Below are 22,502 nucleotides of genomic sequence, written 5' to 3'. Positions count from 1 at the left end.
TTCAGGTATTGGCAACCAGTCAGACTGGCCTGATACCCGTATGTTCTGTGGAAAATTGAATATGAATCCTAAATTTAAAATCGCCGGGTGGATCACCATTGGCGCTCTGACCGGGGCATTGGCAACCATTCAGCTTCAGGCTATTGCCCGAGGCACCATCTCTCCTTTGCCACTGGAGCAGATTCAGGAATTTGCCGCCGTCTTTGGCATCATCAAAACCTCTTACGTTGAGCCGACCGATGAGCACAAACTGATGCAGGATGCCATTTCCGGCATGGTTGCCGGGCTGGACCCGCACTCGCAATACCTGGGCCCGGAAGACTTCAAAGAATTCCGTGAAAGCACCTCGGGCAAATTTGTCGGGGTCGGTATTGAAATTACCCAGGAAGACGGGCTGGTGAAAATTGTTTCCCCGATTGAAGGCTCCCCCGCTTACCGGGCCGGCATTCAGTCCGGTGACCTGATTACCCGCATTGACGACACCGAAGTGCGCGGCCTGACATTGCAGCAGGCGGTACAGCGCATGCGTGGCGAACCCAATACCAAAGTGGTGCTGACGATTTTCCGCAAATCAGAAAACCGTACTTTCACCGTGCCGATCATCCGCGCGGAAATTCAGACCCAGTCGGTCAAGGCACGCATCATTGAGCCTGGTTACGGCTGGATCCGCGTATCCCAGTTCCAGGATAATACCGTTGCGGCATTTGTCACCAAAATCAACGAGCTGTATCAACAGGACCCCAACCTCAAGGGGCTGGTGCTCGATCTGCGCAACGATCCGGGCGGCCTGCTGGATGCCGCTGTAGCCATCTCTTCAGCCTTCCTGCCGGAAAACACGGTGGTGGTATCCACCAACGGGCAGTTGGAAGAATCCAAATACACCTTCAAATCAGACCCGCAGTACTATGTGCGCCTGAGCCCGCTTGAAATGGCAGGCAGAAGCAGAAACCAGACACTGCAACTGATGGCACAAAGAGACCCGCTGCGGGCCCTGCCGGAAGGCATTAAAACCGTTCCGCTGGTGATTCTGGTGAACGAAGGCTCGGCTTCCGCTTCTGAAATTGTGGCCGGTGCGCTGCAGGATAACAAGCGCGCCACCGTCATGGGCGCCCAGACTTTCGGCAAAGGGTCGGTACAGACCATTCGCCCATTGAGTGAAAATACCGGCATCAAGCTCACGACTGCGCTTTACTACACCCCTTCGGGCTCGTCCATCCAGGCCAAAGGCATTGTGCCCGATATCCTGCTGGCTGAAAACGAAGACGGCAGCAGCCCGCTGGCAGCGCTTTATACACGCGAAGCCGACCTGCTGCGCCATCTGACGGTCAACGAAGAAGATGCCAAAGCTGCCGCCGAGCGCCGTGCCAACCGTGATGCGGCCATCAACCGGCTGCAAAACGGCAGCGACGACAAAACAGCGTTGCCACGCCCGCCCGAATACGGCAGTGACGAAGATTTCCGTTTGCGCCAGGCACTGAACTTCTTGCAGGGCAAACCGGTGATCATCGCTCAGGCCGATGAAAGCAAGGCTGACAGCGAGACAGATAAGCCAGCCGCATCTTCTTCGGATGCCGAAAAACCGGAAGCTGCGCCAGGCATCACTGAAAGAGTGCTGCCGCTCGAACCGGTCACACCGGAACCGGCTCCGGCACAGTAATTCAGACGATTTCCTGTCTGCAAGGCCCCCGCTCACACAGCGGGGGCTTTTTTATGCGCACTGATTTCACGGCCATTTAACCCCGCAGGGTGTTTTCGCACGTATAAAAACTGAACGATGCTACACTCGTCAGCATCAGGCAACCTCATTGAGTAAAGGAATATTTACATGCGCTTTTATACCCAGTTAGGCTTTACCGTGGCAACATTGGCTTTTATCGCCGGTTGTGCACAACAGCAGCAGACAGCCGTGATGGCAGACGCCCCGCTACCAGCGGCACCTCAGCAGGCCCGTTCGTCAGAGCGGCTGGGAACCCAGTGGGGTGAAGGCATATCCTCCAATGTCACCACCGTTGACCTGCGCCGCACCTCCAGCCAGCCGGTGGATGTGGTTCAAATCAATTACTCCGCCGCCCGCTATTCCGGCAACGCCATTCAGGAAGCAATGATTGCCAATGGCCGCGTTGGCATGTCCATCCTGAACGAAAACAACCGCAAGTGGGAACTCACGCAAGACGGACAACGCCTGTACCTGAAGGGGCGTGAAGGCGAGCGTTACCAGTTGTTCTATCAGAACTATTCGCAAAACACCTACGAAATCGTCGCTACAGTGGATGGGCTGGATGTTCTCAAAGGTTCTGCCGGCTCGCTGTCGAACCGGGGTTATGTGCTGTACCCCAACAGCACGCTGCTGATTGAAGGTTTCCGCAAAAACCAGAATGAAGTTGCAGCATTCCGCTTTTCGGCCCCTGGGGACGCTTATGCGGCCAATACCGATGCAGGTTCAATTCGCAATGTTGGCGTCATCGGCACCGCTGTGTTTGAGCTGAACAACCCGCGGCCCACCACGTCTTCGCCCGTACGCGGCACTCAACAAACGCCACAGGCATTTCCAGGTGACAGCTCCGGTGGTTCCTACGCACCCCCGCCCAACTACCGCCATTAACAGCCCGCCCTTGCGGTGCACTTAACCCCAAACAGCGGCTGAGTTTTCAGCCGCTGTTTGAGCAACCTGATAACTAACAACTGCACCCGTGTATAGGCCGTATAGGCCGCCAATCAGCCGGGATAGAACTTTTTAAATTCCGGCCTGACCGCTGCCAGCACATCCTGCCGGGTGTTGATGCCCTCCAGCCAGGCCAGCCCGTAGGAACGCAGCCCTTCCAGCAGCGACTCCAGCGACAAATGCTCATAACGGCTGCTGCCCAGAAATGCCGGCAAAGCCTGCGACGACTCGGTGCCTTTGTCTGAAAAACTGCGCCATGCCACCTGTGAAAAGCCTTCCGGCAATGCATCCGGCACATGCTCCACCCCGTCCAGCGCCGGGTGCCACACCATTGTCCTGACCTGCACAAAACGCCAGTCGGCCAGATAGCGGGGCACAATCACATCAAACACCTCACCGCGCCGGCGCCAGAAATAACCTGAGGAATAATGAAATGCCGGCGCCAGCTTTTGCAGTGGCTTGAGTGCTGTATCCACCTGCTCGCAAACCTGCCCGATATCATAATTGAACAGCGCGGCATGCGGGTTGCTGAGCAGGCGGTGCTCCAGCGCCGTGTTGTGGTAGCGCGGGTCATAAAAGACCATTTCTGCCACATCACCCACCGAGGCAAAGGTATCAAAATAAGGCAGAGCCACACTGCGCAACTGCTGCTCCAGCCAGACCTCCTGCTGAACGGTGCTGCAATCTTCCCGCCACCAGTAAGTCAACTGGTCGGACAACGCCGGGGAGAGGTCGTGCATCAGCTCGGTATTGTGGATATCGGTCGCTTCGTCCACCTTGTGCTGTGGCAACGTGTGCTCCAGCTCCGGCACCCAGATTCCAAAATACAGCGCGTAGTGAGGGCCGCCATCTTCATGGTGCCGCCAGCCAATGACATCACGGATATTCTGGCGGGTGCGCACACAAAAGTCCATGTGCGGAAAACTCCAGAATCCCGCCTCCGTCAATGTGCGTGCCAGTACCTGCCGCAAGCGTTCGGGCTGACCTGTCATATGCGCTTCCATCGCTTACCTTAACTCTCTTTGTGTCCACATCATCAAACATGCCATTTTACGATCTGTTTACAATAAGGCGTTACCGTACGGCATACCCCGGCACCCAAAGACATTTTACCGTGCACAAACACGCGTTCATTGCCGCATATATTGGCGCGTGTGCCATGAATCACGCTAAAATATAAAGTTTTTTACACCCACTCATTCTGTAACCCGTTTCATGACGTATAAACCGGAAATCGATGGCCTGCGGGCAGTGGCCGTTTTGCTGGTACTGCTTTGCCACATGCAATTGGGCATGGCAGGCGGCTTTATCGGGGTCGATGTGTTTTTTGTCATCTCCGGTTTTCTGATCACCACCATTGTGGTGGACAGCCTCAGCCAGGGCAAGTTTTCATTCTGGAACTTTTATGGCAGACGCTTCGTGCGCCTGTATCCGGCACTGATTGTTGTTGTCATCCTGACCTTCATCGCCGGCTTTCTGCTGACCGATCCCGCCACGCTGGAAAACCTGGCCCGAACCGGCAAATACGCCATCACGTCAGCGTCCAATTTCTTTTACTACAAACACCAAGGCTACTTTGCCATTGCGGCACAGAAACAACCTTTCCTGCACACCTGGTCGCTGGGGGTTGAGTGGCAGTTTTATCTGATCTGGCCGCTGCTGGTGTGGCTGGTCTTCAAGCTGCCGCTGAAATGCACCAAAGCGCTGCTGGTTGCTTTGCTGCTGGTCATTACCGTTGCTTCGGTGGTGGCTTCGCAATGGGCACTGACGCATGGCCGGGACAGCGCCGCCTATTACCTGATGCCGTACCGCGCTTTTGAACTGGGGCTGGGCGGCCTGCTGGTGTTCATTTACCATCTGCATATCAAACCTGCCGCCGGTGTAGCGCTGGTCATTGCAGGGCTGGCAGCCATTCTGTTTGCCTCTGTTTTTTACACCCCCAGCACACCCTTCCCCGGTTATTACGCGCTGCTGCCCTGCCTGGGCGCTGCGGCCTGCATGCTGGGCGGCAAAACCTTTGTTCAGAGCAATGTGCTCAAGTGGAACAGCGTGGTTTTCATCGGCAAGGCGTCGTACTCGATCTACCTGGTGCACTGGCCCTTGCTGGTGCTGTACAAATACTATGTGTTCAGAGACATCAACACCGTAGAAAAACTGGTGCTGCTGCTGGTTTCCCTGGTGCTGGGCATTGTGATCTACCTGCTGGTGGAAAAACGCATTAACTGGAAACGCCTGCCCAACAAGCTGGTTGGCTGCCTGGCCATGGCCGCTGTGGTGCTGGTGGTTGCACCGGTGTTCTATTACATCAGCAAAGGGGGGGGTGGCCTGCCCTGGCGCCTGAATGCCACCGAACTGAACAACAACGATTATTTTGAGCCGGCGCGTGCCGGCTACCATGACCGAAGCACACTGGGCAACGAGGCCGGCCCGTTCATCGCCGTGGTGGCGGGTGACAGCTTTGCCCACAGCTATGCCACGGGGTTTGATGAATACCTGAGCCCACGGATGCAGGCGGTTGACCTGGTCACCAGCCCGGGCTGTATGGTATCGGGCCTGTATTACCGCTCGGACCTGTCGGCAGCCGATAAGGCCGACTGCATTGACGTTTACCAGAAAGCCATTGAAAAATCGGCACAATACAATGTGCCGCTGGTGCTGGTTCAGTCCTGGGATAATTACAAAATCCATGAATTCACCCGGCTGGACGAAAGCGGCCAACTTCATTTTGACCGGCAGGCGGTATACGATGATTTCATCCGGCAAAACCTGACCTATACCCTGAGCCAGATGAACGGACGCCCACTGATTCTGGTGGCTACAGTGCCTTACTTCAAAATAGATACCAGCGAAAAAGAATGTCTGGCCCGCCCGCCTTATGTTCCCAACCAGGTCTGCACGCAGCAGATCCTGCTCCAGTATCCCATTGAAGAAGCCATTGCACACCATATCAACACCTTGCTGCAGGAGTTTGCCCAGCAGCACCCGAACGTCTACTATGTAGACCCGTCGCTGCAGGCCTGCCCGCAAGGGATTTGCACGGCACAACACAATGCCATGATTTACGACGATGGCTCGCATTTGTCCAAATACGGCTCACGGCTGCTGACCCCAACGGTGCTTGGGGCAGTCGAGCGCATCATTCACCCCGGTGAAACACCATGACGTACAAACCCGAAATTGATGGCCTGCGGGCTATTGCTGTTTTCCTTGTTCTGCTATGCCATATGCGGCTGGGCATGGCCGGGGGGTTTGTCGGGGTGGACGTGTTTTTTGTCATCTCCGGCTTTCTGATTACATCCATTGTTTATAATGGACTGGATCAGAACAAATTTTCATTCTGGAATTTTTACGGCCGCCGTTTTGTGCGCCTGTACCCTGCACTTCTGACCGTTGTTCTGCTGACCTTCATCGCCGGCTTTCTGCTGATGGATGCGGAAACCTTCAAACACCTGAATCGAGCCGGACGCTACGCCATTGTTTCAGCCTCCAACATCTTTTTTAATAACAACCTGAATTATTTTGACCAGGCGGCCCAGCAACAGATTTTTCTGCACACCTGGTCACTGGGCGTTGAATGGCAGTTTTACCTGATCTGGCCGCTGCTGATGTGGGGCGTTTTCAAGCTCTCGGCCAAATCCGTACGCCCAGCACTGGTATGCCTGATTGCGCTGATCACCATTGCTTCGGTTGCTGCTTCGCAATGGATGATCGGGCATGATGCCAAAGCGGCCTACTACCTCATGCCGTACCGCGCTTTTGAACTGGGGCTGGGCGGTCTGCTGGTATTCGGCTATGAGCGAGCCGTCAAACCGGCAACCGGCATCCTGCTGGTCATCGCCGGCATGCTGGCAATCATTGCCTCGGCCCTCATCTATACGCCTAAAACGCCATTTCCCGGTGTTGCCGCACTGCTGCCTTGCCTGGGTGCGGTTGCCTGCATGTACGGCGGCAAGGCATTTACCGCGGGCAATGTGCTCAAATGGTCGCCGGTGGTCTTTATCGGCAAGGCATCCTATTCCATTTACCTGGTGCACTGGCCGTTGCTGGTGCTGTACCAGTACTATGTATACCGTCACATCAACACCACGGAAAAAGTCACACTGCTGCTGGCCTCTGTTGCGCTGGGTTCCGTGGTTTATCTGCTGGTGGAAAAGCGCATCAACTGGAAGCGCCTGTCCAACAAACTGGCAGGCTGCCTGAGCATGATCGGCCTGTCGGTTGTCATGCTCGCCCTGTTCTATTACGCCGGCAAACCCGGCGACGGCCTGCCATGGCGCATGGCCGACAACAACACGCTGCAAAACCCTGATTATTACGAGTGGGGCATTGCCCGCTTTCCAGCGGTTGCTGTGTTAGGGCAGCCTGACGGGCAACGTGTCGCAATCATTGGCGGAGACAGCTTTGCGGCCAACATGTCGACCGGGTTTGATGAATACCTCAAACCGCTGGGCCAAAACGTGAACCGTTTTTACGAGCCTGGTTGCCTGATCACGGCAGCGACCGAGCTGGAAATCATCAACATTCCACCCGCCTGCCAGCATTTGTCCGCCCTGACTTTGCAGGACGTGGCGCAAAACCCCGGTCTGCCGCTGATTCTGATCCAGTCGTGGGGTGGCCCGCTGGTACAGGCCGACGCTGAAGGCACGCCGCCGGATATGGCCCTGCAGGAGCGTTATAACAGCGTCATTACCCATAACCTAGACGACTTGCGCACACGCATTGGCGAGCGCCCGCTGTTCCTAGTGGGCAGCCCGCCTTACCGGCGCTGGGGCACCGGTGAAAAAGCCTGCCTGACCCGCCCGGCTTATCTACCGCTGGCTTGTGAGCAGCAGATTCCGGCCTATCCGGTACAGGCATCGCCCGTGAGCAACACCAACACCGCGCTGCAAGCCTACGCGCAACAACACGACGGCGTTTATTACATTGATACCGCAGCGGTAGCCTGTCCGGGGGGCACCTGTACATCGGAACGTAACTCGATGCTGTATTTTGACGGGTTTCACACATCCCAATACGGCGCGCGCCTGGTGGTGCAGGATATCATGCGCCAGGTCAATGCCGCCTTAGCCCAGGAGCATGGTGCGCAGCCATGACTTACAAGCCCGAGATAGACGGACTGAGAGCGGTTGCTGTATTGCTGGTGTTGTTATGCCATATGCAGTTGAGCGCGTCAGGCGGCTTCATCGGTGTGGATGTGTTTTTTGTCATCTCCGGTTTTCTGATCACTTCCATTCTGGTTGGTGGTATCGGCGAAGGCCGCTTTTCATTCTGGAATTTTTACGGGCGGCGCTTTATCCGCCTGTACCCTGCGTTGATTGCCGTTACCGTGCTGGTATTTGCGGCCGCATTTTTACTGCTGAGCCCTTCTTACATGGAGCTGATTGCCCGCACGGCAAAATACGCCATCACCGCCACATCCAACGTTTTTTTCAGCAAGTTTCAGGGGTATTTTGACGCATCGGCGCAGGCACAGCCTTTTTTGCACACCTGGTCACTGGGCGTTGAATGGCAGTTTTACCTGATCTGGCCGCTGCTGGTGTGGAGCATTTACAAACTGCCGGTACAGGCACCCCGCAAATGGCTGGTTGCCGCGCTGGCGCTGATCACCCTGGCTTCGGTCATTGCCTCGCAATGGATGATCGGCAAAAACGCCAATACCGCCTACTACCAGATGCCGTTTCGTGCATTTGAACTGGGCATCGGGGCGTTACTGGTGTTTGTATACCCGAAACGCAGCAACCCCGCCGTTTCAGCCGGGCTGACACTGGCAGGCATGGCGGCCATTCTTTATGCAGCGTTCGTGTATACACCCGCCACGCCGTTTCCGGGGCTGGCCGCTTTGCTGCCCTGCCTGGGTGCAGCCGCCTGTATTTATGGCGCACAGGGGTTTACCGCGAGCAATGTACTGAAATGGCCATGGGTCGTGTACATCGGCAAAATTTCTTATTCGGTTTACCTGGTGCACTGGCCGCTGCTGGTACTGTACCGTTTGTATATTTTCCGCGAGATCAACACCGCTGAAAAAGCCGGCCTGTTTATCGCCTCGCTGGTGCTGGGTGCGTTGCTGTACAGTTGTATTGAGACCCGGATCAACTGGAAACGCCTGTCCAGCAAACTGGCCGGGTCGCTGGCCACACTTGCCGTGGTTGTCGTGTGCCTGGGTTTGTTTCAATATGCCAGCAGAATCGATTCCGGGCTGCCATGGCGCCTGTCATCCGGCGAGTTGAACACCCCGTTATACACCCGCTGGGGCGGTTTCAATATATTCAAACAGCCGATTCAAGGCCAGGCAGATAGCCCTCAGGTCGCGGTGATTGCCGGCGACAGTTTTGCAGCCAGCCTGGCGCATGGCATCGACAATGATCTGAAAGCCCGCCACCAGTCTGCGGAACTCATGTTCTCTCCAGCCTGTGTGATTTCTCCGACATCCAGCAACGAACACTGCAAAACGGTCTCTCTGCGTGCCTTCCATCAGGCGCGGGAGGCGCATCTGCCGCTGGTGCTGGTGATGTCATGGGGCGTGCCATACAGCGAGCATTTTCTGCTCTCCCACGGTATTCCCCAGGAAACACAGGCACAGTATCACCAGGAACTGTATGAGCAGCTTGACCAGATCCGGCAGTTGATTGGCGACTCTCCACTGATTCTGGTTGGCAACGTTCCCTACAAGCGCTGGGGAATGGGGGCACAGGAGTGTCTGCTGCGACCGCAATATGTGTACCGCGCCTGCGAACAGCAGATCGGGGACTACCGTGTGAATGACCTCCCGACCTACCAGACCAATCAGGCACTGAGCCAGTATGCGCAAACCCGCGACAACGTTTATTACATTGATATCGACAATGCGGTTTGCCCGGAAGGTGTATGCACAACACAGCGCAGCGCCATGATGTACTACGATGGCTTTCACCTTTCTGTTTATGGCTCAGACATTGTCGGGCCTTATGTCATGCAGCAAATAACAAATATTCTTGAACAGTACCGCCAGGCGGACAACCACCATTAAAACCCGCCATTCACCCTCAAAAATGCAACAACATGGTGCATAGTTGCACTGATTCTGGCCCTTTTCTGCGGGATTCTCGTTAAAATAATTGGTTTAAATGATCATGCAGGATACGCTGCATTGACGGGCTGTTTGACTGAATCTATCCCATGACCTATAAACCAGAAATCGACGGACTGCGCGCGGTAGCTGTACTCCTGGTATTGCTGTGCCACATGCAGCTTGGCTTCATGGGCGGGTTTATTGGCGTGGACGTGTTCTTCGTCATTTCAGGCTTTCTGATCACCACCATTGTTGTCAACGGCATCGAGCAGGGCCGCTTCTCATTTTTGAGCTTTTACGCCCGGCGCTTTGTGCGCCTGTATCCCGCGTTGATTGTGGTCGTCCTGCTGACATTCATTGCCGGCTTTTTGCTGGTGAGCCCGACCTTCCTGGAAGCCATCACCCGCTCAGGCAAATACGCGCTGGCTTCTGCATCAAATGTTTTTTTCAACCGGCACCTGGGCTATTTTGATGTTGCCGCACAGGGGCAGGTATTTCTGCATACCTGGTCGCTGGGGGTGGAGTGGCAGTTCTACCTGGCCTGGCCTTTGCTGGTCTGGATGGCCCTGAAGCTCTCCAGATATGTGTTATGGGCCATGCTGCTGGCTATCACCATAGCTTCGCTCGTCGCCTCGCAGACCATGCTCGACACCAACGCCAATGCCGCCTACTACCTGATGCCGTACCGCGCGTTTGAACTGGGCATTGGCGCACTGCTGGCGCTGGTTTATGAAAAACCGGCAAGTCGCCCCACGTCCATCCTGCTGGTTTTGGCAGGTATCGCCGCAATTTTATATTCCGCGCTGGTTTATACGTCAAGCACACCCTTTCCGGGCGTAGCCGCGCTGCTGCCGTGCCTAGGAACTGCCGCATGCATTTATGGCGGCAAGGGTTTCAATGTTGGAAACGTGCTGCGCTGGTCGCCGGTGGTTTATATCGGCAAAATCTCTTATTCTGTGTATCTGGTGCACTGGCCGCTGCTGGTTCTTTACAGCTATTACGTGTTTCGCAATATCAGCACGCTGGAAAAAATCGCGCTGTTCACAGCCTCGCTGGTGCTAGGCGCACTGCTGTATGCCCTGATTGAAACACGCATCAACTGGAAACGCATGGGCAACAAGCTGGTGGACTGTTCCGCCATGATCGCTCTTGTGGTTGTCATGGTCGGCGCGTTTCAGTATGTCAGCAACCAGGGTGAAGGCTTACCCTGGCGGCTGGGCAACAATGAGCTGAACGACCCGCAGTACACCATGTGGGGCGGGGAAAACTACGAGCATGAGCTGTTTTTGGGTGCCGTGGATACGCCGCCATCGGCCATCGTCGCGGGCGACAGCCTGGCAGGCAGCCTGGCCAGCGGGCTGGATTATGCCACCCGACAAACCCCGGGTTCACTGGATTTGATTTTTTCGCCAGGATGCCTGATCTCTGAAATTGACTACCGGCCGCAAGCAACCCCCCAATGCCGCGCTTTGACGCAGGCAACATTTGACAACGTCAGCCAGGACAACCTGCCGCTGGTGCTGGTACAGGCCTGGTGGTTCGTTAACAATACACCGCTCACCAAAGAAGACGCGCAGAAAGGTGTTGCTGCCGGCACGCATGATTTTCTGCTGGCCAACTTGGACGACATTCGCAAACGCCTGAACGGGCAGGCCATGGTGCTGGTAGGCGGCGTACCGCTCAAACGCATGAACGGCGGTGAACAGGAATGCCTGCTGCGCCCGAACTACCTGCCGCAGGCGTGTGAGGCAGAGCTCAGCGACTACCGTGTGGAAGACATCTTCATCCACAAAACCAACCTGACCCTAAAAGCATATGCGCAGACCCACGCACGGGAAAATGTCTACTTTATCGACATTGAACCCATCCTGTGCCCCAATGGCATTTGCTCTGCCAGGCAAAATGCCAAACTCTATGCCGACGGCATTCACCTGTCTTACTATGGCGCCAAACTGGTCGCGCCCCATGTACTCGAGCAAATCAAGGGGATTGTTCAGCAACTGCAGCAAGCCCCGTCCCAGGGCGCCTTATCCCCCCAGTCATAAACAGCAGGCGGTTACCCACACAACCATACGCCAAATCCCGCTAAAATAACTTCTTTTTGAGATTCACTGTTTTCATTATCAGAATACTTCATGACCTATAAGCCAGAGATTGACGGTCTGCGCGCTGTCGCCGTACTCCTTGTTTTGCTGTGCCATATGCAACTGGGCGCCCCCGGCGGTTTTATTGGTGTGGACGTCTTTTTTGTCATCTCCGGTTTTCTGATCACCTCCATTGTGGTCGGTGGCATGACGCAGGGCAAATTCTCATTTTGGAACTTCTATGGCCGCCGCTTTGTGCGCCTGTATCCGGCGCTGATCGTCGTCACACTGCTGACGCTGCTCGCAGGTATTTTGCTGACCGATCCGGTCACACTCGAAAACCTGAGCCGCTCAGGCCGTTACGCCATCACATCCACCTCCAACATTTTCTTTAGAGACCATCTGGGTTATTTCGCCATTGCCGCCCAGAAGCAGCCGTTCCTGCATACCTGGTCGCTGGGGGTGGAGTGGCAGTTCTACCTGGTCTGGCCGGTCATCATCTGGCTGGTGCTGAAGTTCTCCAAAAAAATGGCATGGCTGGTCGCCGTTCTGGCATTGATCACCATCGGTTCAATTGCAGCCAGCCAGTGGGCTATTTCACACGACCCCAAAGGGGCGTATTACCTGATGCACTTTCGGGCTTTTGAACTCGGTATCGGCGCGCTGCTGGTTTTTATATATGAAAAACAGGCCAGCATGCTCACATCGGTCAGCCTGATGATTGCCGGCATGGCCGCCATCATCTGCTCAGCCTTCTTTTATTCGCCTGCCACCCCTTTTCCGGGGGTAGCCGCGCTGTTGCCGTGCCTGGGAGCGGCTGCGTGTATTTATGGTGGCAAAGGGTTTGTCGCCGGTAACATCTTGCGCTGCGCGCCTGTGGTCTACATCGGCAAAATATCCTATTCGGTTTACCTGGTGCACTGGCCGCTACTGGTGCTGTATACGTATTACGTCTATCGCGACATCCGTATCACAGAAAAAATAATGCTGGTGCTCGTTTCGCTGCTGCTTGGTGCATTGGTTTACCGGTTGGTCGAGCAGCGCATTAACTGGAAACGCCTGGCCAATAAAAAAACAGGATGTGCCGTCATGATGGCCCTGGTGGTGGCCAGCACGGGTGCCATGCTTTACACCGGTAAATACGGCGAAGGCCTGCCCTGGCGTGCCGCCACCCCGGAACTGCAAAATGCATCCTACCTGACCTGGGGTGGCAAGGGGTTTGCATTTACCACCCCATTGGGTAACCCGCAAGGACATGAACTGGGCATTATTGCCGGAGACAGCTTTGCCGGCAGCCTGTCCATTGGCGTGAATGCGGCCTTGCAGGACAGCGACCAGATGATCCAGCAGATCACCTACCCTGGCTGTGTCATTTCAGAAATCGACGCCAGCACGCAGGTCACCCAGGAGTGCCGTGTTACTTCGGCACAGGCCATTGACCGCGCCAGAACCCAGGGCCTGCCCCTGATTTTGGTGCAGGCGTGGGGCACATCCGTGACGCTGGATGAGCGCAATGTCGCCATCCTGTCGGACTATCGCACGCGCGAAAGCTATACCCAGTTCATCGAAAACAACCTTAACGACATTCGTGCCAAAATCGGCCACCAGCCGTTGATTCTGGTTGCCAGCGTGCCTTACCGGCGCTGGGGTGAAGACGAAAAGGAATGCCTGATGCGGCCCGCGCTGGCCACGCGCAATTGCCTGCAACAGCTTGAGCCCTATCCTCCCCGCCAGACACCGGTGGCCGAATTCAATGATTTTCTGAAAAACTATGCCGATAGCCACGAGCAGGTCTATTACATCGACCCGGCACCGGCACTCTGCCCGGGCGGCATGTGCAACGCCATGCGCAATGCCATGCTGTATAACGACGGTTTCCACCTGTCTGCCTATGGCTCGGTGGAAGCGGGCGCTTATATTGTGCAGGAAATCCGGCGCATTCTGAATACCCCCGCAACGCCCGAACCCTCGGCACAGCCAAGCAATGACGTATAAACCCGAACTTGACGGCCTGCGCGCCGTTGCCGTATTGCTGGTGCTGCTGTGCCACATGCAACTGGGCATGAGCGGCGGCTTTGTCGGGGTCGATGTCTTTTTTGTCATTTCCGGCTTTTTGATCACCTCCATTGTGGTCGGCAGCCTGAGCAATGGCCGGTTTTCATTCTGGAACTTCTATGGCCGCCGTTTCGTGCGCCTGTATCCGGCACTGATCACCGTCACACTGCTGACCTTTCTGGTTGCCTTTGTGCTGGCCGACCCGGTTACGCTGGCCAATATGGCGCGCACCGGCAAATATGCACTGGCCTCGGCATCCAATATATTTTTCAGCAAGCACCAGGGCTATTTTGACTTTGGCGCCGACAAGCAACTGTTCTTGCATACCTGGTCGCTGGGGGTGGAATGGCAGTTTTACCTGATCTGGCCGGTTCTGGTCTGGGCCGTATTCAAACTGCCGGCAAAATTCACCCGCATTGCTCTGATTACACTGCTGGCGCTGATCACACTGGCATCGCTGGCGGCCTCACAGGTCATGATCAGCACACATGCGGTCAACGCCTATTACCTGATGCCCTACCGCGCATTTGAGCTGGGCATTGGCGCGCTGCTGGTATTTGTATATGACCGCCAGATCAAGCCCGCAGCCAGCGTTGCGCTGATGATTGCAGGCATTGCAGCCATTGTTTATTCGGCCTGTGTTTATACGCCTGCAACGCCCTTCCCCGGACTGGCTGCATTACTGCCCTGCCTGGGAGCAGCCGCCTGTATGTACGCGGGCAAAGGTTTTGCCACCGGCAACGTATTGCGCTGGGCGCCTGTGGTTTACATCGGCAAAATTTCCTATTCCGTTTACCTGGTGCACTGGCCGTTGCTGCTGTTCTACCGCTACTATGTTTTTCGTGAGATCAACACCATTGAAAAAATCATTCTGCTGCTGGCTTCATTGCTGCTTGGCGCGTTGATCTATCACCTGATCGAACAGAAAATCAACTGGAAAGGCCTGAAAAACAAACTGCATGGCTGCATCGCCATGCTTGCCGTGGTGTGTGCCATCGTTGCGGGTTTTCAGTACACCAGCAAAAGCGATGGCCTGCCCTGGCGTTTAGGTGCGCAGCAGAACCTGTATTCAGAAGACTATGTGGAAGGCGGTACGCCAGGCAATTTCAGTGTGACGCATTTTGGCGACCCGCAAGGCCGGCGCATTGCCTACCTGCTCGGTGACAGTTTCTCGGCACACTACTATGTGGGGTTTAACACCACCCTGAGCCCGCGCAACGAATACATTGAAGCCATTTTCAATTTCGGCTGTTTCATGTCAGACGCCTATCCCATGCTGGGCACACCTTCTGCATTGCGGCAAACCTGTGTGGATTTATATCACAAGGCCGTCAGCGAAGTGAACACACAGCATCTGCCTTTGATACTGGCACAGGACTGGCTGCTTTACTACAGTCATGAACCGATTGACCACCGCGAATCCAACCGCTTTGCCAACGAAGCGGCATTTTACGATTTCCTGGATATGCACCTGCAAAGCATTCAGAATGACATTGGCGATAATCCGCTGGTCATTTTGTCGCTGCCCAACTATTACCGTTACCATTTCAACATTGCCGAATGCCTGACGCGCCCGCCCTGGCTGCCGCAGGTTTGCGACCAGCAGGCCTATGCCCCCTATGCAGCCAAAGATGCGTTGTCAGGACGTATCAACGCGCAGTTGAAAGCCTATGCCGACACGCATGAAAACGCCTATTTCATTGATGTTACCCCCACAGTCTGCCCGGACGGCATCTGCCACCTAGAAGACGACATCAAGATCTATAACGACGGGCGTCATTTCTCACGCTATGGCTCACGGCTGGCGGCGGCTGACGTCATCCAGGCGCTGGATCAGATCATCAGCCACCAGGCTGCAACGGCTGCGGCTGTGCCAGCACAGGCAGACCGGTAAAACACGCGCCCTGCGGCTCTGGCGGCGGCCTGCCGCCTGATTCAGTGGTTGATATCTCAGTAAGGTTTACAGGCCCAAACTGCGGGCCAGCACCGGCTTTATGCTGTTTTTTTGCTCAAATACCAACATCTATACGTGAATTAATACACAGAGAACCAAATTTGTGCCACAGTTCTGATGCTGCCTGTCTACAGTGAATACTGGTTATGCTACATTGAAATCAACAAGGCCCACCAACTGAATACCTGTGATTGCAGGTGACCTGATGGAGATGCATCATGAGCGCAAACAGAAACAGCAAACATGCGGAGTTTGATCTCAGCCCGGAGAAGATCAGCATGCTGATACGCTGGATTGACGAGCGTATTGCGCCCATGCTTTCTCATGACCGGGATACTTTGCAACATGTGATTCCGGATTACCTGCGGTTTATCCAGCAGGCCTACAACGCTGGCGACCATGCACGTTTTGCCAACCTGGGCATCGCCAACGTACTGGGCATGATCATTCAGGATATTTTCGGCTTCTACACCCACGATCAGGGGATGGCGCTGATGCAGGAATTTTCACAACACATCGCAAAGACGCTGGATATTCAGTAAACCGCCCGGCTCAGCATTGCAGCAACATGGCAGCCGTAAGTGCAGATGCACCTGGGCTGCTTTAATTCATCCCTGGAAAAGACGTCACAAATTTGATCGTGAAGTCAGGGAACGAATTGACATACCTCACGGTAAAGTCTGGAAAATTTTCAACAAACTTCCACTCACCACAGGCTGAGGCAAATGCACTGTCGGGCCGCACATGCAGATCGGCAAAACTGGAAACAACCTGCACATCAAAATCAGCAAAGCTTGTCACCACCTTGACGTTGCCATATAATGGCACGCCGTTGTATGTGCAATTGGCTTTATCAATACCCTGCCTGGCCTGCGCAACAGGCATTGCCCAGATACTTAACAAAAGCATGGCACCAGATAAAAACGCGGCCTTTTTCACGTCAGCCTCCTTTAACCTGTTCTGAGACCACCACTTCAATGCCCATCAATCCGCCGCTGCAAGACGGCATTGCCGGTCAAATGCTGCGGTCAGTTGATCTTCTGTCTGATCCGGGTGCGCATACACTTCATCAATCGCATCGAACGTAACGGCCTGCACCACCGGCAGCAACAAACGCTGACGTTCATCAGCACTTTGCGCCACACCCTCCTGCATGCCTTTGAGTACCATCGCCTGCACCTGCTGCGCCGGAATACTGCCTGCATCGCGTAGTCTCACACTGGCCGCGATCACCTGGTTGACACGCTCACAGGTATTGTTCATGGTATGCATGAATTGAGGCTGATACATGGCACATGCCGAACTGAACTGTTCAGTGCCGGCCTCTGGCGCTTGCTGGCGGTGCAAGAGCATTTCTGCAGCCACAAAGGCTTGCAGCAGTTTTTGCGACACCGGCGCCGCCCTGGTTGCAATGCCTTGCATCACCTCGTCGGCCGATTCGCCTTGTGCCAGTGACGCCATAATGTGCCCGGCCATTTCGTCCATAGCCTCACAGCCCGTACCAGGTTGTGCAGCGGTTTCTACCGGGTGCGCATACGCTATCCATAGACCTGTCAGCAGTACAACACCAGCCACCGTTTTAGACACATATTTCAACACCACTTTCACCGCCATCTCCTGCCTTTCGTCATGTCTTGGCCCCAACGGCCATGCTGCCGGGCAGTATAACGTATAGCACTGCTGATACCGGTTTTTTCGGATTTTTTGCTATGCATTATTTACACGCATTGCCCCTATTCAGACGCGTTAGAAAATGATGACTGAAAAATATATGATTTGATTGTGAAATAAAATATTCGACCATGGTAATGCTGCATAACGCTTTACCAACCCTATGCAGCCAGCCTGGTGATTCCATGACCAAACCGCTTTTCATGGAATTTATGACTACTCCAATTAAATCAACAGGAGATCGGCACTATGCCCGCAATTAAACCCGGTTCTTACGGTTTTCCCGTTAAGCTCAAAAAGCGTTATGGCAACTTTATCGGTGGCAAGTGGGTTCCCCCGGTCAAGGGAGAATACTTCGACAACATCACCCCTGTGACAGGGCAACCGATCTGCCAGGTGGCTAATTCCACTACTGAAGACATTGACATGGCACTTGATGCAGCGCACAAAGCCAAAGATGCCTGGGGCAATACAACAGTTGCAGAACGTGCGTTGATCCTTAACCGCATTGCCGACCGCATGCAGGAAAATCTGGAACTGATTGCCACAGTGGAAACATGGGACAACGGCAAGCCCATCCGTGAAACGATGGCCGCCGACATTCCGCTGGCGATTGATCACTTCCGCTATTTTGCCGGCTGCATTCGCGCCCAGGAAGGTACGCTGGGTGAAATCGACCATGACACCGTGGCCTACCATTTTCATGAACCTCTGGGCGTTGTCGGGCAGATCATTCCATGGAACTTCCCGATTCTGATGGCCACCTGGAAACTGGCCCCGGCACTGGCTGCGGGTAACTGCATTGTGTTAAAACCGGCCAAATTCACGCCCCTGTCCATTCTGATCGTCGCTGAACTGATTCAGGATATTCTGCCTCCCGGCGTGCTCAACATTGTCAACGGCCCTGGCGGCAAAATCGGTGACTACCTGGCTAAATCCAAACGCATTGCCAAAGTCGGCTTCACCGGCTCCACCGAAGTGGGTATCGACATCATGCGCAGCGCATCTCAGAACGTTACCCCGGTCACGCTGGAACTTGGCGGCAAATCGCCCAATGTCTTTTTTGAAGATGTGATGGACCGGGACGATGACTTTCTGGACAAAGCGCTGGAAGGGTTTGCCATGTTTGCGCTCAACCAGGGCGAAATCTGCACCTGCCCTTCGCGTGTATTGATCCAGGAATCGATTTACGAAAAATTCATTAAAAAAGCCATCAAGCGTGTGAAAGCCATCAAGCAGGGCAACCCGCTGGATAAAAGCACCATGGTTGGCGCACAGGTTGCACAGCAGCAGATAGACACCATCACCAATTACATCAAGATTGGTAAAAAAGAAGGTGCCAAACTGCTCACCGGTGGCAAACAGGCCAAGCTGCCCGGTGAACTGGCCGGCGGCTTTTACATAGACCCGACCGTGTTTGCCGGTACCAACGACATGTGCATTTTCCAGGAAGAAATTTTTGGACCGGTACTGGCTGTTGCCACCTTTAAGGACATGGATGATGCGCTGCGTATTGCCAACGACACCATCTACGGGCTGGGCTCAGGCGTGTGGACCCGCAACATCAATACGGCTTACCGCATGGGACGCGGCATTCAGGCTGGCCGGGTGTGGACCAACTGCTACCACATGTACCCGGCACACGCCGCATTTGGCGGCTACAAGATGTCAGGCATCGGACGCGAAACGCACAAGATGGTCCTGGAACACTACCAGCAGACCAAAAACCTGCTGGTCAGTTACAGTGAAAAACCAGTAGGCTTCTTCTGATCGTTGACAGAAGCCTTTGCATGCAGCCACCCCGGACAAAAGCCGGGGTGGTTTTTATTTGCCACCACCAAACATGTAGCGCAGCCCGCCGGTAAACTGCCAGCCGCTCCAGCCTGCGCTGCCCACCTTGTCCTGCCAGGAGAACTCGCCATACAGTGACAGGCGTTTGTTGATCATGCCGGAAACCCCTGCCCCCACCTGATACGCCTGGCCATACTTGCCCAGGTCAAAATCGGTCAGCCCAACATTCACCGAGTTGCTGTTGTTCAACCCATACAAATAATTGAGGCGGACATAAGGCGTGAGCTGGGCGCCATCATGCGTATCAATGGGACGCGTCAAACGCAGGCCTGCACGCAACACGCTTTGCGATTGATGGCCCAGCTTGGTTCGGATGTTATCGATATCGACAAAGTCCTTGAACTGCAGGTTCTGCCAGATGTACTGGAGCTGGGGTTCCAGGTTGAACCCGCTATCGCCCAGCGCAAACGGATATCCGGTTTCTACCGAAGCGGTATAGCTATGGCCCTTGATGGATGCAACCTGCAGATTGCCGTAAGTCTCTGTGCGTGTATTGGCTTTAAGGCGCCCCATCGAAAGAACCACGTCAACATACCAGCCATCCGGATGCAAATAAGTGCCTATGGCAGAAAAACTCTGGGTATCTGTCTTGGTAACGCTGTTCCCGTCATCCGCGTCCGGCGTCAAGCGGGAGTGTCCTAAAGTCACCGCGCCGCCCAGCCTGAAAACACCGCCATACTTGTCTTCATGCAGAGTCGCACTGCTGCCGAATTGCAAAGCGGAATAATCCTGCTTGGCATCGAACCCGTAATCGCTAAAGCCCACATTGGTCCGGTAATCGGTTTGGCTGCCGTAGACACGGGCAAAAACCTCGCCATCGGTATCAGGAACACCCACGGCCTGAGAACTGCGAACCTCGCCCAAGCGGCGATGCAGGTTATCCACATCCTGAATACCGGCACTGAACAAAGCCCCCGGCAAACTGATGTAGCTGGGCACCTGCGGCGCAACCTTCCAGCGGATATCATCGGGCATCACAACAAAGCCACCACCGCTGCCGCCACTGCCTCCGCTTCCACCACCACTGCCGCCGCTACCGCCACTGCCATCACCATCGCCCCCATCAATCCCAGGGAATGAAATGACTTCACCGGGAGGCAACGGAATGGCGGTGAGATAGGCATGCGTCAAACGGTAATCCCAGTACGTCCCGGAGTTGCCGACCAGGTTCTGCGAGGCACTGGCCGAACCGTTCGATGAGCCAGGGCCAAATGCATATATCTTGTACTGATAAGGTGTGCCGCCCGTTACATAAGGCTTGCTCATCGTGAAAGCGCCTTCCGTCGAGGTGCCGGAAACCTGAATAATGGAAACGCCGCTGGTGGGCGACACCACTTCCCCGCCTGCCCTGACATATGCGCCTGCAGGCAGGTTACTCGGGTTGGCCACCAGGGTTGTGGCAGAAGTTGCTGCCCGTGTTTCTGCAACGGTCAGCACATTCACCGGCGTGGTACCGGTCACGTTGCCCCGTACCAGCATACGGTCTGCCTGCTGATTGGCAAGGGCGCCGACATGGTCATCATCCAGAAGTGCCCCCAGCGTCAGAGAACCGCCGGTACCGTTATAGTTGCCCTGAATATTCAGCGTGTTGCCATACGGTGCACCTGAACTCAGAATGGTTTGCCCGGCATTGTTGAGCGTGCCGGCAATATTCAGCGAAGCCGTGGCCGCGCCTGCCGCATAAGGGTAACCGCTGCCCACATATAAAGTGCCGCTGTTGGTCACCGCGCCTTCAACCGTGCTGTTGTAGCCGGCCATCCGGGTGCCTGGCTGAATCTGGACGGTATCTGCCACCAGCGTGGCACCTGCCGTATACCCGGGCAGGCCGATAAACAGCGTTCCGCTCGATACCGTGGTTGCGCGGGCTTCGGTTCTGCCGACCAGTGACCATTCGCTGCCGGTCATATTCAGCGATCCAAAGCTCAGAAAATCATTGCTGGCAGTGCCCGTGCCCTGCAAAATGATGTTACTGGTATTGCCGCCCAGCGCAGCGCCATACAACAAGGCACCGGTTTGCATCGTCAGCGTACCACCGCCTGTAGCAAAAACAACTGAGTTGTTTCCGCCTGAAATAACACCTGCTGTGGTTACCTGTGCGGAGCCGTTCATGGTATATACACCAACGTTTTGCCCGCTGATCACCGCCCCTTGCGCATTGGTCACGGTACCACCGGCAGAAAGATCCACCCCGTTACCGTTACTGGCGCTGATCAGCCCGACGTTGATCACGGTTTGTGAGCCGTTCACAAGCCGGACACCATACGTCGTACCCGTGATCAGCCCACTGGCTTCGTTGCGCAGCCTGACGGTTCCCCCTTCAAGGATGACCCCCGCACCGTTAGTGCCTTCAATCGTTCCATTGTTGATGATCGTATCCGAACTGTTGATCAGATAAATCCCCGCGATACTGCCGGTAATGCGCGCGCCTGTCTTATTCTGAATGTCTCCCCCTGCGCGCAGATTGACAGCATAACCAGATGAGGACTCAATCACCCCGAAGTTCACAACAGAGGCGGCCGAATTGATGCTGGTAATGCCGCCCCCCGCGCCGGAGACCGTGCCCGCATTATTGAATGCAGAACCATTTTGCAGATGTACGGCAAACGCATTACTGTCCGTGCTGCTCAGAGTACCGGCGTTTTCCAGCGTCCAGCTTGTGTTTTGCGCACGAATCGCAGGCCCATTGGACACATTCACTGTAATGCCAGGGTTCACAGTGGCCGAATTGCCGCTGTAAGAATCAAGGTCTACCGTTGTGGTGCTGTCACCAATACTCACCTGCGCATATGCCTGCAAGGACAAAGTGCCAAGCACCGCGATGGCCAGCGTGACAGGCGTTTTACCAAAGTGGGATCGTGTATTAAGATGCAAAGGCTTTGCTGCCATATGCGCCCCTTTTTAATTTTGAAATGCGTGTTTGCAACGGTGCTTATGCATCCGTTTGTTTTATCATGAAAAGCGTTTGCAGAACATCTGAGTACAGCACCGCTGCACATCAGGGCCGTCAAAAACTCATGGCGCGAAAGATAACACCTTATGTAAGCCTTTCCTTATGAAATGGTTTCTATCAAAGGCAGTCCTGCTGTCATGTCTTACTCCAATTTCCACCCAAATTTGATGTGAGTTTTAAGGCATTTTGACCCTACCCAACATGTCCTCAACAGGTAAAAATGCACC

14 protein-coding genes are annotated in these 22,502 nt (G+C 54.9%); 10 read left to right on the top strand and 4 right to left on the bottom strand.

Annotation, left to right across the window (positions count from 1 at the left end):
- The first annotated feature begins 61 nt into the window (after nt 1–61).
- Nucleotides 62–1,657: a S41 family peptidase gene (locus tag AACY98_RS03845; protein ID WP_126980884.1), complete on the top strand. Its 1,596-nt coding sequence runs from the start codon at nt 62–64 to the stop codon at nt 1,655–1,657.
- Between the two features lie 168 nt (nt 1,658–1,825).
- The gene (locus AACY98_RS03840; RefSeq protein WP_339801822.1) at nt 1,826–2,602 is read left to right on the top strand and encodes a hypothetical protein; all 777 of its coding nucleotides are present in this window, start codon (nt 1,826–1,828) and stop codon (nt 2,600–2,602) included.
- A gap of 113 nt (nt 2,603–2,715) precedes the next feature.
- Here the strand turns inward: AACY98_RS03840 and AACY98_RS03835 are convergent, their stop codons facing one another.
- A complete protein-coding gene (locus AACY98_RS03835) occupies nt 2,716–3,654 on the bottom strand; it encodes a hypothetical protein (protein WP_339801820.1) in 939 nt (312 codons plus the stop codon).
- A gap of 223 nt (nt 3,655–3,877) precedes the next feature.
- Here AACY98_RS03835 and AACY98_RS03830 point away from each other — a divergent pair, with 223 nt between their 5' ends.
- The 7 genes from AACY98_RS03830 to AACY98_RS03800 all read left to right on the top strand — a co-directional run bounded on the left by AACY98_RS03830 (nt 3,878) and on the right by AACY98_RS03800 (nt 16,345).
- Nucleotides 3,878–5,824: an acyltransferase family protein gene (locus tag AACY98_RS03830; RefSeq protein WP_339801817.1), complete on the top strand. Its 1,947-nt coding sequence runs from the start codon at nt 3,878–3,880 to the stop codon at nt 5,822–5,824.
- A complete protein-coding gene (locus AACY98_RS03825) occupies nt 5,821–7,755 on the top strand; it encodes an acyltransferase family protein (RefSeq protein ID WP_339801815.1) in 1,935 nt (644 codons plus the stop codon). The genes AACY98_RS03830 and AACY98_RS03825 overlap by 4 nt, the downstream gene beginning before the upstream one ends.
- Entirely contained in the window at nt 7,752–9,668 is a 1,917-nt protein-coding gene (locus tag AACY98_RS03820; protein WP_339801812.1) for an acyltransferase family protein, read from the top strand. Before AACY98_RS03825 ends, AACY98_RS03820 begins: the two co-directional genes overlap by 4 nt.
- 149 nt (nt 9,669–9,817) lie before the next feature.
- On the top strand, nt 9,818–11,755 hold the full coding sequence (locus AACY98_RS03815; protein ID WP_339801809.1) for an acyltransferase family protein: 1,938 nt from the start codon (nt 9,818–9,820) through the stop codon (nt 11,753–11,755).
- A gap of 90 nt (nt 11,756–11,845) precedes the next feature.
- Nucleotides 11,846–13,789: an acyltransferase family protein gene (locus tag AACY98_RS03810; RefSeq protein WP_339801806.1), complete on the top strand. Its 1,944-nt coding sequence runs from the start codon at nt 11,846–11,848 to the stop codon at nt 13,787–13,789.
- A complete protein-coding gene (locus AACY98_RS03805; RefSeq protein ID WP_339801803.1) occupies nt 13,779–15,743 on the top strand; it encodes an acyltransferase family protein in 1,965 nt (654 codons plus the stop codon). The genes AACY98_RS03810 and AACY98_RS03805 overlap by 11 nt, the downstream gene beginning before the upstream one ends.
- 278 nt (nt 15,744–16,021) lie before the next feature.
- The gene (locus AACY98_RS03800; protein WP_126980893.1) at nt 16,022–16,345 is read left to right on the top strand and encodes a hypothetical protein; all 324 of its coding nucleotides are present in this window, start codon (nt 16,022–16,024) and stop codon (nt 16,343–16,345) included.
- 61 nt (nt 16,346–16,406) lie between these two features.
- On the opposite strand, the gene AACY98_RS03795 is transcribed toward AACY98_RS03800, so the two are convergent.
- Together AACY98_RS03795 and AACY98_RS03790 are read right to left on the bottom strand one after the other, a co-directional pair.
- Complete coding sequence (locus AACY98_RS03795) at nt 16,407–16,742, bottom strand: hypothetical protein (RefSeq protein WP_339801800.1); 336 nt, start codon at nt 16,740–16,742, stop codon at nt 16,407–16,409.
- A 45-nt stretch (nt 16,743–16,787) separates the two neighbouring features.
- Nucleotides 16,788–17,411, bottom strand: coding sequence for a hypothetical protein (locus tag AACY98_RS03790; protein WP_339801797.1), 624 nt, complete (start codon nt 17,409–17,411; stop codon nt 16,788–16,790).
- Nucleotides 17,412–17,723: 312 nt separating this feature from the next.
- Here AACY98_RS03790 and exaC point away from each other — a divergent pair, with 312 nt between their 5' ends.
- Nucleotides 17,724–19,244 carry an acetaldehyde dehydrogenase ExaC gene (exaC, locus tag AACY98_RS03785; protein ID WP_126980895.1) on the top strand — a complete coding sequence of 507 codons (1,521 nt, stop codon included), beginning with the start codon at nt 17,724–17,726 and terminating at the stop codon, nt 19,242–19,244.
- A gap of 54 nt (nt 19,245–19,298) precedes the next feature.
- Here the strand turns inward: exaC and AACY98_RS03780 are convergent, their stop codons facing one another.
- A complete protein-coding gene (locus tag AACY98_RS03780) occupies nt 19,299–22,211 on the bottom strand; it encodes an autotransporter outer membrane beta-barrel domain-containing protein (RefSeq protein ID WP_339801793.1) in 2,913 nt (970 codons plus the stop codon).
- Nucleotides 22,212–22,502: the final 291 nt, after the last annotated feature.

The organism is Saezia sanguinis (assembly GCF_963921665.1).
GTDB lineage: Bacteria > Pseudomonadota > Gammaproteobacteria > Burkholderiales > Burkholderiaceae_C > Saezia > Saezia sanguinis.
The sequence above is the reverse complement of the archived record's forward strand: the minus strand, read 5'-3'. Positions and strand labels throughout refer to the sequence as shown.